This is a genomic window from Anaerocolumna sp. (assembly GCF_032079385.1).
In the GTDB taxonomy this organism is placed as follows: Bacteria; Bacillota; Clostridia; order Lachnospirales; family Lachnospiraceae; genus Anaerocolumna.
The window spans coordinates 54,576-70,392 of sequence record NZ_DAMAUC010000009.1; the positions used below are offsets into that span (position 1 = coordinate 54,576).

The 15,817-nt window shown below is 33.8% G+C and carries 13 protein-coding genes; 4 read left to right on the forward strand and 9 right to left on the reverse strand.

Features of this window, described 5'->3' with window-relative positions; all coding sequences use genetic code 11:
- The first annotated feature begins 545 nt into the window (after positions 1-545).
- The 4 genes from RT261_RS09035 (at position 546) to RT261_RS09050 (ending at position 4,678) form a co-directional block, all read left to right on the forward strand.
- On the forward strand, positions 546-1,832 hold the full coding sequence (locus RT261_RS09035; RefSeq protein ID WP_331665440.1) for an MBOAT family O-acyltransferase: 1,287 nt from the start codon (positions 546-548) through the stop codon (positions 1,830-1,832).
- A gap of 88 nt (positions 1,833-1,920) precedes the next feature.
- Positions 1,921-3,042 carry a DHHW family protein gene (locus RT261_RS09040; protein WP_313131956.1) on the forward strand — a complete coding sequence of 374 codons (1,122 nt, stop codon included), beginning with the start codon at positions 1,921-1,923 and terminating at the stop codon, positions 3,040-3,042.
- Between the two features lie 34 nt (positions 3,043-3,076).
- Positions 3,077-4,189: a GDSL-type esterase/lipase family protein gene (locus tag RT261_RS09045; RefSeq protein ID WP_313131957.1), complete on the forward strand. Its 1,113-nt coding sequence runs from the start codon at positions 3,077-3,079 to the stop codon at positions 4,187-4,189.
- A 15-nt stretch (positions 4,190-4,204) separates the two neighbouring features.
- A complete protein-coding gene (locus tag RT261_RS09050; protein WP_313131959.1) occupies positions 4,205-4,678 on the forward strand; it encodes a DUF4358 domain-containing protein in 474 nt (157 codons plus the stop codon).
- A 376-nt stretch (positions 4,679-5,054) separates the two neighbouring features.
- Here the strand turns inward: RT261_RS09050 and RT261_RS09055 are convergent, their stop codons facing one another.
- From RT261_RS09055 to RT261_RS09095, 9 genes are all read right to left on the reverse strand, one after another.
- Complete coding sequence (locus tag RT261_RS09055; RefSeq protein ID WP_313131960.1) at positions 5,055-5,975, reverse strand: hypothetical protein; 921 nt, start codon at positions 5,973-5,975, stop codon at positions 5,055-5,057.
- Positions 5,962-6,492, reverse strand: coding sequence for an RNA polymerase sigma factor (locus RT261_RS09060; protein ID WP_313131961.1), 531 nt, complete (start codon positions 6,490-6,492; stop codon positions 5,962-5,964). Before RT261_RS09060 ends, RT261_RS09055 begins: the two co-directional genes overlap by 14 nt.
- A 46-nt stretch (positions 6,493-6,538) precedes the next feature.
- Positions 6,539-6,949, reverse strand: a complete 411-nt coding sequence (locus tag RT261_RS09065; protein WP_313131963.1) for a hypothetical protein — start codon at positions 6,947-6,949, stop codon at positions 6,539-6,541.
- A 225-nt stretch (positions 6,950-7,174) separates the two neighbouring features.
- Positions 7,175-8,158, reverse strand: a complete 984-nt coding sequence (locus RT261_RS09070) for an ABC transporter substrate-binding protein (protein ID WP_313131964.1) — start codon at positions 8,156-8,158, stop codon at positions 7,175-7,177.
- A 70-nt stretch (positions 8,159-8,228) separates the two neighbouring features.
- Entirely contained in the window at positions 8,229-9,233 is a 1,005-nt protein-coding gene (locus tag RT261_RS09075) for an ABC transporter permease (protein WP_313131965.1), read from the reverse strand.
- A gap of 22 nt (positions 9,234-9,255) precedes the next feature.
- Positions 9,256-10,776: a sugar ABC transporter ATP-binding protein gene (locus RT261_RS09080; protein ID WP_313131966.1), complete on the reverse strand. Its 1,521-nt coding sequence runs from the start codon at positions 10,774-10,776 to the stop codon at positions 9,256-9,258.
- 160 nt (positions 10,777-10,936) lie between these two features.
- The gene (locus RT261_RS09085) at positions 10,937-12,388 is read right to left on the reverse strand and encodes an ATP-binding cassette domain-containing protein (protein ID WP_313131967.1); all 1,452 of its coding nucleotides are present in this window, start codon (positions 12,386-12,388) and stop codon (positions 10,937-10,939) included.
- 140 nt (positions 12,389-12,528) lie between these two features.
- A complete protein-coding gene (locus tag RT261_RS09090; protein WP_313131968.1) occupies positions 12,529-13,482 on the reverse strand; it encodes a sensor histidine kinase in 954 nt (317 codons plus the stop codon).
- 73 nt (positions 13,483-13,555) lie between these two features.
- Positions 13,556-15,163 (reverse strand): response regulator, encoded by a 1,608-nt coding sequence (locus RT261_RS09095; protein WP_313131969.1) that lies wholly within the window; start codon positions 15,161-15,163, stop codon positions 13,556-13,558.
- Between the last annotated feature and the right edge of the window lie 654 nt (positions 15,164-15,817).

Here is a 15,817-nt window from a genome sequence, read left to right on the forward strand (position 1 = left end):
CATTATTGGGGTTAATTGGGTATAAAACATTATTTTTATAAACCATAGATTACCTCTTCCCAATCCTATTCTATTTAGAATATAATAACCATTTTTATGTTATTGTAACTTCATATTTTTCATTATATTATAGGTATAGTCAGAGATATAAAGAAAGATAAAATATCGTGGTATAACTTAAAATGTTCTGTAATATTTTAGTAAAAATGGACATTCCTAATTAAATACTAATTTGTAATTAAAATTTAAAATCTATGTAATGATTAAATCTTTTAGATGTGTTAAAATTTTCATAGCTAGTAAAACGACAAAATCTTTTATAAAATTTTATATTTCTACTAATTTGTATTGATTTTAACCTTTTTTTATTTATTTTACTATTTTTTATAATTTTTAAAACTTTTTGGGACACTAATTAGTCTAATATAGTGTCTCAATTAATAGTTAAGGAGTATATTATGCTTTTCAGTAGCTTACTATTCATTTTTCAATTTTTACCGATATTTTTTATTTTATACTATTTGGTGCCAATACGTTTTCGAAATTTGCTGTTATTTTTAGGAAGTGTCTTTTTTTATGCATGGGGTGAACCTCGATTTGTTATTTTGATTTTAATTTCTATTCTGATAAATTATATAGCTGGAAATTTAATTGAACATTACGAAGGAAAAGAAAAGATTCGGATTACTATTTTAGTGCTCTCTATTATTTATAATATTGGAACATTGATGTTCTTTAAATATTTTAATTTTATTATTGAAAATTTAAATTTTATTTTTAAGGGAGATATTAGTTTTGTAGATATTCCTCTTCCTTTAGGAATTAGTTTCTATACGTTTCAAATTATGTCATATACCATTGATGTATATAGAAGAGATACCAAAGCAGAAAAATCATATATTAATTTAGGAGCATATCTTTGTATGTTTCCTCAATTAATTGCAGGTCCTATTGTAGTTTACACACAGGTCTCAAAAGAGCTAAAAGAAAGAAACTATTATCTTAAAGACATTGAAAAAGGATTAAGAATCTTTATTTTAGGACTGGGCTCTAAGGTGTTGATCGCCAACAATGTAGGCGGTTTGTGGAACGATATGGTACAAATAGGATATGCTAACATATCGATGCCTCTGGCATGGCTGGGACTTATTTCATTCTCTCTACAAATATATTTTGATTTTAACGGATATTCCTTAATGGCTATTGGACTTGGTAAAATGCTTGGTTTTGAATTTCCTCAAAACTTCAATTTTCCCTATGTCTCAAAATCCATTACAGAATATTGGAGAAGATGGCATATAACTCTTAGTACATGGTTTAAAGAATATTTATATATTCCTCTGGGAGGTAATCGGAAAGGGAAATTAAGAACCTATATTAATTTATTTATTGTTTGGTCAATCACCGGTTTATGGCATGGTGCTAGTTGGAATTTCGTTTTTTGGGGAATTTATTTCTTTGTTTTACTATCACTAGAAAAGTTATTTCTAAAAAAATGGTTAGAGAAGAATGTGATTATAGCTAGAATCTATACCATACTGGCTATTTTACTGGGTTGGATGATATTTGCCATTACCGAATTAGAGAATATAAAGATTTACTTTGGCAGATTATTCTCTTTCTCTATAACAAATGACTGGATATACTATTTAAGAAATTACGGAATTATTCTTATAATCGGTATCCTTTTATCCACTCCATTCCTGAAAAAATGGTATGACAAACAGGAAAATAAGATATTATGCAATATTTTAATGTTAATAATATTCTTACTTTCCATTGCCTATCTGGTAGATGCAGCATATAATCCATTTTTATACTTTAGATTCTAGAGTGAATTGTGGAACAATTCCTTATGTATGTTCAATTTTTGACATCTTGATTTATACGCATGCTTAACGCATGCAGATGGGAGTTTTTATGAAAAAAATACGGGATTATCCCTTTTTAATTATTATGGTTATTCTGATTCTTGGAATATCCTTTATAAATTTTGCAAAAAAAGATACGGAATTTTCTGAAATGGAAAATCGATTTTTAGCACAAAAACCGGATCTTACTTTTGAAAATGTATTGGACACTTCATTTGGAACCCAATATGAAACTTATGTAAATGAACAGTTTCCTTTTCGGAATCAATGGATTGGCGGAAAGGCGATTGCAGAAACTCTTTTGGGCAAACAAGAAAATAACGGCGTCATCAAAGGAAAAAATGGATACTTGTTTAATAAGCAATTAAATGTGGATAAACAATTAAAAAAGAACGTAAATGCCATTATGGATTTTGGTAAAAATACAAACACCAAAACCTATGTATCCATAGTACCTAATTCTTACGATATCCTAAAAGACTATCTTCCAAAGGGAACTCCAAATATTGATCAGGAAGCCCTGATAGAGGAATGTTATAAAACACTTAATCAGGAAAATAGCATTATAAACATTAAATTAAATAACGTTTTAAAAGAACATAAAAATGAATATATTTATTATCGTACAGACCACCATTGGACAACTTTAGGGGCGTACTATGGATATCTTCAATTTTGCAAAGAACAAGGATTAACACCTGTGGATATTAATACTCTTACTGCCGATTATGTTGAGAACTTTTATGGAACTTATAATTCCAAATATAAAGGCATCGGTATGAAACCGGATACTATTACCTACTACCCTATGCCAATTGAAAAAATAGTTATAGGTAATGAGGAAAAATCCGGACTTTATGATCTTGAAAAAACGAAAGTAAGGGATAAATATGCTATGTTTTTGCATGGCAACAACCCCATCAGCATAATATATTCAAAAGAAAATGAACAGAATCAAGGAAAAAAATTATTACTACTGAAAGATTCATATGCAAACAGCATGATACCTTATCTGACCTATAACTACCAGGAAATTTATGTTGTAGATTTAAGATATTATAACGATAGTATAGGTAAGTTAATTGAGGATAACGGTATTCAAACCACATTCATATTATATAATTTTGATACAATAATGACAGATAATCACTTTTATCGGTTAAGCCGATGAATTGACGGGCTTTAAAAATAATGGAGGACATAAAGTGGTACAGCAATCACAAAGAAAAGAGTGGCGCAAAAGACAAAGAAGGCGGAAAAGAAACCTTTTACTTTTTAAAATATTAACATTGGTACTGGTAGTAACCGGTATTGGTTATGGGGGAAAAAAATTATACGGTAAATTTAATGCGGAGGCATCAAAAGACAGCCCTGCTTCTGAAACACCAAATATAGTGGAGCCTGTTGACGATTCAAAAGAAACGAATGAACCTGATCAAACAGATAACACTAATATTCCGGAGGCTCTGGATACAAAGGAGAAACCAAATTCTCCTGGAAACACAGATATAATAGATAAGGATCCATCCGAGAATCCTAATGATCATAAAGAGCCGGATTCACCAAAAAATTCAGATGAAAAGGAAAATCCGAATTCTTCAAAAAATCCCGATGAAGGAAAAGAACCAGATTCTTCAGAGAAGCCAGAGAACCCCGCAAAGCCAGAAAAACCGGATACTGGTAAGTCTGATGAGACCAAAAAACCTGATAATCCAAAAAAGGATGACGATACAGCGAAAGTTGATGACTCCTATTTTGATGATGCAGTCTTTGTTGGAGATTCCAGGACAGAGGGTTTTGGAATGTATTCCGGTTTAAAAAATGCTACTTTTTATGCTGAAAAAGGATTAATGGTAGATACTATCTTTAAAGATAAAGCGGTTAAAATTAATGGAGAGAAAGTGACCATTATGGACGCATTAAAGAAACGTTCTTTTGGTAAGGTTTATATTATGCTCGGGGTGAATGAACTTGGCTGGCCTTATGATGATGTTTTTATCGACCATTATAAAAAAGTTGTTGATGCAGTAAAAGAAGCGCAGCCACAGGCTGATATTTACATTCAAAGTATTATTCATGTGAGCCAGGAAAAAGATAAGAGTTCACCTTCTTATATAAGCAATAAGCAGATTAACAGAAGAAATAAATTAATCAAAGAAATGGCTGAAGAAGAAAGCGTTAATTATCTGGATCTAAACGAAGTTCTAACGGATAGCACAGGCAGCTTATTTGCAGATGCCTCCACCGATGGGTTACATTTAAATCAACGGTACTGTTTGGTCTGGAAAGATTATTTATTTAAACATACATTAAATTAAAAGGAGAAATGTAAGATGAGATTAAACAGAATGAAGAAAAAAATAATGATAGGATTAATCGGAACAGCTGCATTAATGGCATTTACCGGCTGCGGTAAAAAAGAAGCGAAAGACATTGATGTAAAAGCAACAGCAAACAGCTTGCTGTCAGAAATAAAATACGAAGATCAGCTGTCAGAAGTAAATTATGATATTGTCTATGATATGGAAGACATTAATATTACAGAAAGTGTTGTCTATGTAAGCAGCGGTGCTACCGCAGAGGAAATTGCCGCTATAAAATGCGAAACAAAAGAAGATGCTGCAAAAGTAGAAACTGCTTTAAAGGAACGGGTAGAGGAACAAAAGGAATCTTTTGAAAATTATGTTCCAGAAGAACTTGATAAATTAGGTAAAGCAGTTATCGTAAAATCCGGCAATACGGTAGTATTAAGTGTATCCAATGATGATGCAAAGGCAAAAGAAATTATTGAAAAAGCATCCAAATAATTGAAATATTATCGTGAGGGGAATATGTAAATTATAGAGTGTAAATTATTTTGTATCTTCCCTGAATTAATAAAAATAAAGGCTCTCAATTGGAGAATGTAAATTATATTGTGTAAACGCCTTGAATCAGTGAAAAATATCAGGACTTAAAGTTATTACTTTAGTTATAATTGCACATGGAAAGAGACTGTTGCAAAATGAATATTTTATACCAGATATAGATATAATATTAACTAAATCTTCCACATCTAGTATCTTTATTCCATTTTGCAACAGTCTCTTTTTATTTCACATATTATAATTTAATTTATGTTTTACTGAATCTCATAACTCAGAATAATATAAAATATCAGCCGTTTACATAGCAATATTTTTCTTAATTGCCTTCTTTCATGCGGATAATGATTCCTTCATCTCCGTCTTCGATTATTTCTGCATCATCTGCTGAGATACTTTCATCGTCAATATTATTTTCTTCTGAGTTATCAATTTCCTCTGTAGGATTCCACTCCTTCTCTAACTGTTCCAAATATTCCTGTGCTTTTTTACTGTCTGCCTTAGCAGGATCCAGCTCCATAGGGAATAAAACATTGGTTCCTTTATAATCTTCATTGACGGTAATCAGTCCGGTTGCTTCATCATAATTAAAGGCTTCCACACTAAAAAAGTTGGTATCTGACACTGCCAGATATAGGTTTCTATCCGCAAATATTTCTACGTTATCACATTCTATAATACGGTAATGTACACCGTCAATAACGTCTGCCACATAGCCCCCATTCATACTTGCAATGTTATATTGCCAAGGTTTCAACCCCTGAATCAAAGGTGTAACAAATAAACTTTCTTCAAAGTCCTTACTCATATCAGTGCCATCCACTTTTTCGATGGCCACAGCCACATAGGTTCTTTCCGGATGAAGATCCCATGAGGAAGCAACTCTTTCACTTATGGACTTTCCTGATACATGCCCAAGATAGGTAACCTTATATTCTCCATCGGTTACGGTTTGAATTACTTCCTTACCATCCTTTTCGAAAGCCTCACTTAGTAAATTATCTCCTACTTCTACCGCTGCCTCTTTGGGAGATAAATATTTATATGCTGCATAAATGGATGTCGGTAAAAGTAGTGCACATAATGCAATACTTGCTGCCATTAATATTTTTTTACTTTTCATTTTCATTTTGCCACTCTCCTTAATTTGATTTAATATCTTCTGATTCAGTTCTTCTGAAGGACATTCGGAAGGAGAAAGGGTAGCTTTTAAGATCTTATCTATATCAGGATATTCCATAATCTTGCACCTCCAGAAATTCTTTAATAAGTTTCCTTCCCTTATGAAGCCTGCTTTTGACAGTTCCTTTGGGTATATGTAATGTCTTCGCTATATCTTCCACAGACATTTCGGCGGTGTAGTACATATAAAGAACCGTCTGCATTTTTTCAGGTAGTTGTTTCATTCCTTCACGTACCGCATGAATTGTTTCTTTTCTTATTATTACAGACTCCGGTTGATTACTTATGTCATTCAGGTTCTGCATGAGATTTTCATCAAGTTCTTCCATCTGAATAATGTTATTTCTTATTGCATATTTTTTCTTTTGATTCTGCCATATCTTAACCGATATGCCCATTAGATAACTTTTGGGGTTGCCACTGCTGTCGAGTCTGTGGCGTAACTCAACAGCTTTTAAGATGGTATCTTGATACAGGTCATCAGCTTCTATCCTGCTTCCTGTAAGGTTACAACAGAAACTATATACATGCTTTTCGCATTCAGTGATTAAGTTATACAATTCATCCGCTGTCATTCCTGCTGTCTCCTTTCCAGTAATATCAACCTGTATTTTAACCTTCTTACTGTTTATTGTCGTGAGAATGGAATTGGTTCATTTTAAATTGATTTAAATTTAAGTTTGAAATTCCTAATGCAGTTAGAATTCCGTAATTCTTTTTCTGTCTCGCCAAATAGTAATTAAATGCATAATTCATAAAGATCACTTCAACTACTATCATAAATGAAGTATAAATGATAAACATACCACTTACATTGTCATAAGCATTTGCCATATTTGAAAACATGCTGATAGAAGATAAAAATGTAAATGTTATAAAAAACATAGCCGTTGAAATAGTTAAACATGTATAATAAATGATATAACTACTTAGATTAGATTTATGTTTGTAATTTTTTATAATAATTTTAATTAACTGCATGGAAAGTACTCCTTTATTCTCTATTGTAATCGGTAAGTACAAACCCAACATTTTACCTGACAAAGATATTATACCTTATTTTACCACTTATTTCTATAATATTTCCATTAAAAAGAAATGGGAAACCTTTATTCTGGTTTCCCATTCCTTTTTATGACTTACAGTTACTTATTAGCTTTTGTAGTTTTTGTACATCTTCATTTCCAGCGTATGAAAACCCCTCATTCTTTAACTGCTTTTTTCATCTGGCTTTTTTCTATCTTCCATTTATTCAAGTTAATCCTTTGTAATCGCCGATACTCCTGTATCTATATTAGTTTCCCCTATACTTTCACCAGCCAATGCTTTCGCTGCAGTTTTCATACCTTCATAGCCCATTACATCAGGGTTTTGAGCCATAGTACATAGGAGGTGTCCTCCATTAATTAACTCAAGAATTGTATCTGATTTATCAAATCCTACGCCTATAATGGTTTCACCGGCTTCTTGTATTGCAATACCAATACCTACAGTAGAGCCTTCATTTGCTCCAAATAAACCAACACAGCCTGAAGTTATATAGTTTGCTGCTATATCCTTAGATTTCGCTGCATCACCTTCGCCGTATTGTGTCTCAAGTAATTCAAAAGCAGTTCCTTCAAATGCAGAACGGAAACCTTTTTCTCTGGCTACACAGGATGCGGTTGCTGAATTCACATTAACAATACCAATTTTACCTTCTGCTATTCCTGCTGCCTTTAGGCCTTTAATCATTTCTTCACCTGCAGTTCTGCCTGCTGCTTCATTATCCGTTGCTAATGTCTGAATAGCTGGATAATCAGCGGCTGAGTCAACATAGATGATTTTTACACCTGCTGCTTCTGCTTCTTCCAGTGCAGAAGTAACAGCATCAGGGCCATTTGCTGCAAGAAGGATGGCATCGGCACCGCCGGCTACAGCATTATTGATACACTCAATCTGCTTTGCATCATCTTTCACATCGGGAGCCAGCCATTCATAATCAATATTGTCAAGTTCTTTCACTGCTTTTTTACATCCTGCATCCACATTAACCCAATGCTGGTCCATCTGGTCCATGGTTATTAAATATACCTTGTATCTTTCTGAATCAGCCTGTTTATTAGTATCTGTTGATGTCTCAGCTTTACTTTCATTCTCATTTTCTTTTGTGCCTGAACCGCTTGTAGGCTTATCTTTGGAACATGCTGCCACAAAAATCATGCATAGGCAAATGATAATTGATAATACCCTTTTCTTCATTGTTTAAATCCTCCCTTTTATATTGTTTTATTATTAAAGCTTTGTGCCTTAATCCCCAATTAATATGTAGTTAACTTGCTTTTCTTTTTCTATGCTTTCCAGTTCGCACCACAACGTCTAAAAGCACGGATACTACTACTATGATTCCTATGGTAATATTTCTGATTGCAACCGGTGCACCGGCAAATTGGAGACCATTTTGGAGAACTCCCCATATGGAGGCACCTACTACGGTTCCGAGAAGAAGTCCCTGACCACCAAGAGTGCTGACTCCGCCTATTACGGATGCTGCTACTGCATACATTTCATAGCTGTTACCGGCATCCATAGTTCCCATACCCGTTGTTGCACAAGTCATAAGTCCTACCGTACATGCACAGATGGCGCTAACCATATAAGCCTTAATTGTTGTAGTATGTACATTAACGCCGGAAAGTCTGGCCGCATCAACGTTACTTCCAATTGCGTAAATATGACGGCCGGTTCTTGTCTTACTTAATAAAAAGTTAAATACAATCCACATCACAATGGTTATCCATATTGCATTATATAAACCTGCTGTCTTACCATAATAGAAGAAATTTCGAAATCCTTTTGCTCTTTCCCCAATAGAACCGGTATTGTAATTGTTATTAACAATTTGTGCAATACCTCTTGCAATAGTCATTGTACCAAGAGTAGCTATAAATGGGGGCAGCTTACATTTAGATACCAATTCACCATTTAGTAAGCCTACCGCCAGGCAACAGATAAATGTAACTAATACCGCAGCCCAGGGATTCACTCCTTTTGTCATCATGGTTGCCGAAATCATACAACTCATTCCTACTACTGAACCTATGGAAAGATCAATATTACCTGTTATTAAAACATAAGACTGCCCAATACCGATAATCAAAATAGGCGCAATCTGACGAAGCAGATTGGCTATGTTCTTTCCTGAAAAAAAGATTGGATTAACGATACTAAAAACAATGCACAGAATTATAAGTCCTATGGTAACTGTGATTACCTGCCCCATACCCCTTACCGCTAATATTCTTTTTATCCTGTTTTGTTTGCCCATCTTAACCATTATAAATTCTCCTTCTATTTGACTATAAATATTGCGCAGCATTGTCAATTTTTTTATCAAAGCTGGTTGCGTATTGCAGAATAATATCCTGAGTTGCTTCTTCTGTCTTTAATTCTCCGGTGATCTTACCATCACACATAACAATAATCCGGTCACTAATTCCAATAACCTCAGGCAGTTCGGAAGAAACAAACAGCACTCCGATTCCCTGTTCTTTTAACTCATTCATCAGATTATATATTTCAACCTTTGCAGCCACATCAATACCTCGAGTAGGTTCATCAAATATCACTACTCTGGATTTTCTTCTGAGCCACTTTCCAACAACAACCTTCTGCTGGTTTCCTCCGGACAGGCTGCCTGCATTTACTTCAATATCAGGAAGCTTTATTTTTAAATCGGATACTGCTTTATCTGCCATCTCTTTTTCTATTGTACTATTTATAATTCCTGCTTTCTTACAAATAATATCCAAATTGGGGAGTGCTATGTTATCCCGAATACTAAGCTTTGTGCATAATCCGTCTTTTTTCCTGTCCTCGGGAACTAATACAATTCCTTGACTTATGGCGTCCATTGGCTTTTCTATTTTTATAGTTTTTCCATCCAGAATGATCTCGCCGCTTTCCTTGGCATCGATTCCAAAGATAGCCCTTGTTGTTTCCGTTCTTCCTGCACCCATAAGACCTGCTATACCAACAATTTCTCCCTCATATAAGTCTAAATTAATATTTCTGACCATTGGCCCGGCATTCAGTTTTTTAACTTCAAGGATTTTCTTACCTCTTTTGCATGTGATTCTTGGAAATTTCTCTTTAATATTACGTCCTACCATACAGGATATAATCTCCGGTAAAGAAGTCTCCTTGAAGTTCATACTATTGATGTACTGCCCATCCCGTAATATAGTCACCCGGTCAACAATATGCTCTAATTCTTCCAAACGGTGTGATATGTACACAATGCCGCAGCCTTCCTTCTTTAGTTTCTTTATAATCAGAAACAAGTCTTCAATTTCTTTGGCAGTTAAGGCTGAGGTTGGTTCATCCATAATTAAAATCTTGGAATCCGTAGATAATGCTTTTGCAATCTCCACCATTTGCTGCTTGGATACGGACAAGTCTCCCACAATCATTTCAGGATCAATATCAATATTTAAACTGTCCAGTATTCTTTTTGCTTCACTATTCATTTTGCTTGCAGACAGCATTCCATATCCGGTAATTTCCCGTCCCAGAAAAATATTCTGTGCTACCGTTAAATGAGAACACAAATTCAATTCCTGATGAATAATTGCAATACCAAGTTCCCCAGCCTTCTTAGCACTCATATTATCTACAATCTGACCAAAGATCTTTATAGTACCACTATCTTTGGTATATACACCGCTTAATATTTTCATTAATGTTGATTTACCGGCACCATTCTCTCCTAATAATGCCAATACTTCACCTGACTTTAAATCAAAAGATACATCATCCAATGCTAATACGCCCGGGAAGCTTTTCGATACATGTTCTAGTTCAACAATATATTTATCCATACATATACCTAATCTTTCTCTGTTTTGTTTATCTGTTATATAAAAGTATATCACCCCTATTAATCAATAACAGGGGTGATTCTTTGGATTTGGGGGTATATTCTTTTGATATATTAAGAAAATCCCCCGCTTGCAGAAGCGAGGGACTTCCCTGATGAAGTTACGCTATAACATGAATAGAGTCAAACTCATCTTTTGAATATTCTTTTAATACAGCTCCTTGTTCAATTATCATGAGACGGTCCGCTACCGATAGTGTATCCGAAATATTAACTGCTATAATAATGATTGTAATACCTTTTTTCTTCAGCTCATAAATCAGATCGGAAATATGTTTTCTAAGATACATGTCGGCACCTGAAAATGGCTGAATGCAGAAAACAATATTAGGGTTATACAGATGAAGCCGGTAATAGACCAGATTGTACAAAGAAGCCGGCTCAAGGTCCGTAAGATCATTTATATGAATTTCTTCACCTAGAATATTTTCATATTCTTTAATAATACTTTTCTTAATTTTTCGTTTCATAATCCTCTTTTCTATTTTCTTATCAATTAAAAAACAAAGATTATCTACATAATTTAAATTATAAAAAATCATTTTTTGAATGGAATCTTCCGAAATTACCGCTATGCCATTTTCCAATGCTTTTTTAGCTGCACTTTCGGAATATATCTGATTATTGTATAAAATCTGGCCGCATATTGGATTTAGTTCCCCATTCATTAAATCAAGCAAATCGGAATAAATGGTATTATTCCTGTCAAAAAGCACAACACACTCTCCCTTTTTAACAGAGAAGGACATTTTATTCAGGTTATTGGTGCAAATATTTTCAAATTCTAAAATTCCCTGACCAATGTACCTGTCTATTTTCTGCTTATTATCCGTAAAGGAAATAGTGTAAAACTTAATCAGATCATTTTTCATATCCTGATCATCTAATACTTTTATTATTGAACCATCCTTCATCAACGATACTCTGTCACAAATCGTGAACATTTCTTCATGATGATTACCAATAAATAAAAAGGAATACCCTTTATGAGAATAGAAATTAACCAATTGATACAGTTTTGATAAATCCACTACACTTAAGATATTGGTAATGTCACTGATAATTATCAGGTTGGCACCAGTAATAACAGCCTTAACCAGCTCAACACAACACTGTTGGAAAGGATTAAGATTAGCTGCCAGTTCATCGGGATTAATATAGATACCAATTTCTTTTAAGTATTTATTAACCTGTACCCTCAATACTTTATTATTAATTACATATTTTTTAAAGCCTCTCCGAAGAACAAAAATGTTGTCCGACACGGTTAAGTCCTGAATCAGCTTACTCTTTTGATCAATAACATACACACGGTTTATACTATTACTGCTATGCTCATAATAGTTAACCAATTCATTATTAATGTATATCCGTCCATAATCAATGGGGCTATTCTGGCAAAGCAGCTCGATAAGCTCCGGTTTTCCCTGCCGATTGATGGGGATAAGCCCCATGATCTCACCTTTATATATTTGCATATTAAAGTTATCCAGGTAAATAACCCCTGCATAGGACTTTGTAACATTTTCCATTCGAAGTATTTCTTTTCTCATAAGAACTCCCATCTGCGTGCTTAAGCAAGTAAAATCAGGATGTTGAAAGTGCATTTCTTTCAACCTGCAAGACATGCCGTTTTAGGGGCACAAACAATCAAATATGAAACTTAGAATTTCTTTTCACATTCCCCTACAGATTACTCTTTCACTTTTGGCAATGTAATAGTAACATCCGTTCCGACATGAATGGTACTTGTAATATAAATTCCGTATTCATCACCAAACAATAGTTTAATACGGTTATTTACATTTACTATGGCTATACCGCCTTGTTTACCTTTTAGTTGGATTACATCCTCCAAATAAGTAGACCTAAGTTTTTTATTCAGCAGATCCAGCTGCTCCTTTTCAATTCCAAGTCCATCATCTGATATTACAATAATCAGGCGATCCGTAGTTGCCTGTATCTTTATTCTCAAACTACCTTTGCCTATCTTACGCTCGATTCCATGATAAATGGAGTTCTCCACTATTGGCTGGAGGGTCAGCTTGGGCAATAAGAGCATTAATACATCCTTTTCCTCTTCCTCATATTCTACACTTACACTCAGCCTGTCCCCAAAGCGGTATTGCTGTATCATATAATAATTCTGTATATTGGACAGTTCATCTTCCAGCGTAACTAAATGATCCACATTGGATATGGTATATCTAAAAAAGGTGCCCAGAGCCTCCGTCATATTCGCCACTCCATCCATTCCTGCACACAAAGCTTCGCTTCGGATGCCTTCCAGAGTATTATATAAAAAATGTGGATTGATTTGATTTTGTAATGCTAAATACTCTGCCTGCTTCTTTGAAAGTTTAAATAGCTCTTTAGTATCTAACATTACTTTAAACCGCTTTGTGGCATCATCCATTTTCTCACTTAAGGGACACCTAAGTTCAAAAATTCCCTGCAAAATGGATCCCTCTGAAAACAGACTAAGCGTTTTATTCGTCTCCTGATAGGGCTTATATACCCACTTATAACTTAGATAAAGAAGTACTACAAAGAAAATATATCCCACAACTGCCAGTAGAATATACCTATTTTCCCGTAATGCAATAATAGTGAAAAATAATTGCATAATAAATGCAAGTAATGTCATTAAACAAAATAATATACCCACCCTAAAAGAAAGATACCTGCTTTTATGTTTCATCTTACTTCCTATCCCTTCATTATGAATATAACTTTCGATACTCATTTGGTTTCAAATTCGTATGTTTCACAAATGTTTTCGTAAAATGTTTAATATCACTGTAACCTACATTCTCACAGATTACCATGACACTATAATTGGTATCTTTTAAAAGTTCTTTTGCTTTATTAATACGCACCTCAGAAAGATATTCCAAAAATGTATAGCCGGTTTCTTTCTTAAACAAGGAACTAAAATAGGTAGCATTAAAACCAACTTTTCCGCTGACTTCTTCCAGTGTTATTTGCCTATTATAGTTATCCTGTATAAACTGCTTTGCATCTCGAATAGGTTTTGTATCACTCTGCCTCTTATCTTCTATTATCTTATCCATACTGTTAACAATAACGTCTGTAAGGTATTGATATAACTTATAAACAGAACCAATGTCATTGGCATTCATGCTAAAATTCTCAAGGAAATTATCTCCCCCTTCCACAGGAAGCTTATTGTAACGCATAGTAAATAAAAACAGATTACAGATCTCCTTGGTCATTTGAAGTAATTCATGTCCGCTGGTTTCCGGCCGGTTTCTTAAACCTTCCCTTATGTAATGAATGGCTCCAATAACTGCTTCTTTATCAAGCCTTTCCAGAGCGGTTCTCATATCTTTGTTAAAATCATGAAACAATCTGCTGTCTACAAAATTATTTGAAGTAATTAATTTGCCTTCTATTATCCTGTTGGTACCAAGTACTAATCTTTGCTGATATGCCCAGACAGCCCCCTTGTAAGAATCATCAATCATAGAAATATCATGTTCCACCGTACCAAGCCCAATGGTAACCTCTAAATTCTCAAATATTTCTCTTTGCAAAAGCAATTCATCCATTAGCCTCTTGCATTGGCGACGAATGTTCTTTTTACTGCCGGAATCGTAGTTTATAATGCCATAGATTATGTTATTTTCAAAATAATTCTCCATATCATAACAATATTCCTTTAGATTATTCTGAATTATTTTGAGTATTTTTTCTTCAAGAAAGGTAACTGTAGTAGAATAAGACCGTCCCACCCCATCTAATTTTACGATTATGATTTGAAATAAACCTTCCTTAAACCGGTATCCATAGTCATTATTTATAAAATCAATGGTTATGTTTTTTGTCCTATTATAAAATAGCACCGAGTTAAACAGACCGGTTCTTAATTTATAAATATTATTTCTTATACTTAGTTCTGACTGTTCTTCTTTCGTCAGCAGCTCCACCCGTTCCATGTATTGATTCTTTATCTTGGTTAAAGTGGCTAAAAGTTCATTCTTTTTAATTGGCTTAAGTAGATAGTCAATAACCCCATACTTAATTGCTTTCTGGGCATATTCAAATTGTTGATAACCGCTGATAATTACAAATTGGATATGGGGATTTATTTCTCTTGTTCTTGATATGAATTCCAAGCCATCATAACCGGGCATTCTAATATCTGTGATTATAATATCCGGATTGTTTAATTTTACTAACTCCAGTGCTTCAATTCCGTTATGTGCAATGGCTTCAACCTTCATATCGAGGGATTCCCAGTCAATTAATTTGTATATTAGCTGGCATATCTTATCTTCATCATCCGCTACAATTACTTTTAGCATCCTTGACTCCTTTCCAAGGATTCCGGGTAATAACCCAAAATACCTTGTGCATCCTTAAGGCTGCCAGGTACGATATAATCTTCTATGTCACATACTCTCTTCCGTATATATCCCCTAACATTCTTTCTCATTAGACATTTGATAAATACCAATGTATTTTAATATTATCTTATTCTCCGATTCTTTTATCTACTTGCCTTCTTTTTCCTTCTTTTTTTCTTCCGTATTTTAACACTTTTTACGGTTTCATTATATACATGTGACAATTTTTTGTCAAGATTTTATCAATTTTAGTAATTATGCATAAATTTTCTTTTAAATGTTTAATTCAAAACACAAAATTCTCTATGGGAATATTTAATCATAAAATAAGAGGTGTTCGCAAAAGATGCATACACAAATAGACTTTTAATGAAGGGGCAGTTACAAAATCAAATGAAAATACCAGCTATTTAGAATAAAGTTGATATTCGTCCATAACCGGTATAAGGCATCATTTCCAGGTATCCATTCAATTTATAATTAGAAATTTCTTTTGTTTATTTAGATATACTAGAAAATAACTGTTGCTTCATAGCTATTTAGCTCTTTAGCTATTAGCTCTTTGGCTATTAACTCTTTAGATATTAACTCTTTAGATATTAACTCTTTAGA

Coding starts and splice junctions, on each gene's coding strand:
- RT261_RS09040 (WP_313131956.1), top strand. CDS start 1,921: ATGAAAAAAATACGGGATTATCCCTTTTTAATTATTATGGTTATTCTG.
- RT261_RS09050 (WP_313131959.1), top strand. CDS start 4,205: ATGAGATTAAACAGAATGAAGAAAAAAATAATGATAGGATTAATCGGA.
- RT261_RS09055 (WP_313131960.1), bottom strand. CDS start 5,975: ATGGAATATCCTGATATAGATAAGATCTTAAAAGCTACCCTTTCTCCT.
- RT261_RS09060 (WP_313131961.1), bottom strand. CDS start 6,492: ATGACAGCGGATGAATTGTATAACTTAATCACTGAATGCGAAAAGCAT.
- RT261_RS09065 (WP_313131963.1), bottom strand. CDS start 6,949: ATGTTGGGTTTGTACTTACCGATTACAATAGAGAATAAAGGAGTACTT.
- RT261_RS09070 (WP_313131964.1), bottom strand. CDS start 8,158: ATGAAGAAAAGGGTATTATCAATTATCATTTGCCTATGCATGATTTTT.
- RT261_RS09075 (WP_313131965.1), bottom strand. CDS start 9,233: ATGGTTAAGATGGGCAAACAAAACAGGATAAAAAGAATATTAGCGGTA.
- RT261_RS09080 (WP_313131966.1), bottom strand. CDS start 10,776: ATGGATAAATATATTGTTGAACTAGAACATGTATCGAAAAGCTTCCCG.
- RT261_RS09085 (WP_313131967.1), bottom strand. CDS start 12,388: ATGAGAAAAGAAATACTTCGAATGGAAAATGTTACAAAGTCCTATGCA.
- RT261_RS09090 (WP_313131968.1), bottom strand. CDS start 13,482: ATGACATTACTTGCATTTATTATGCAATTATTTTTCACTATTATTGCA.
- RT261_RS09095 (WP_313131969.1), bottom strand. CDS start 15,163: ATGCTAAAAGTAATTGTAGCGGATGATGAAGATAAGATATGCCAGCTA.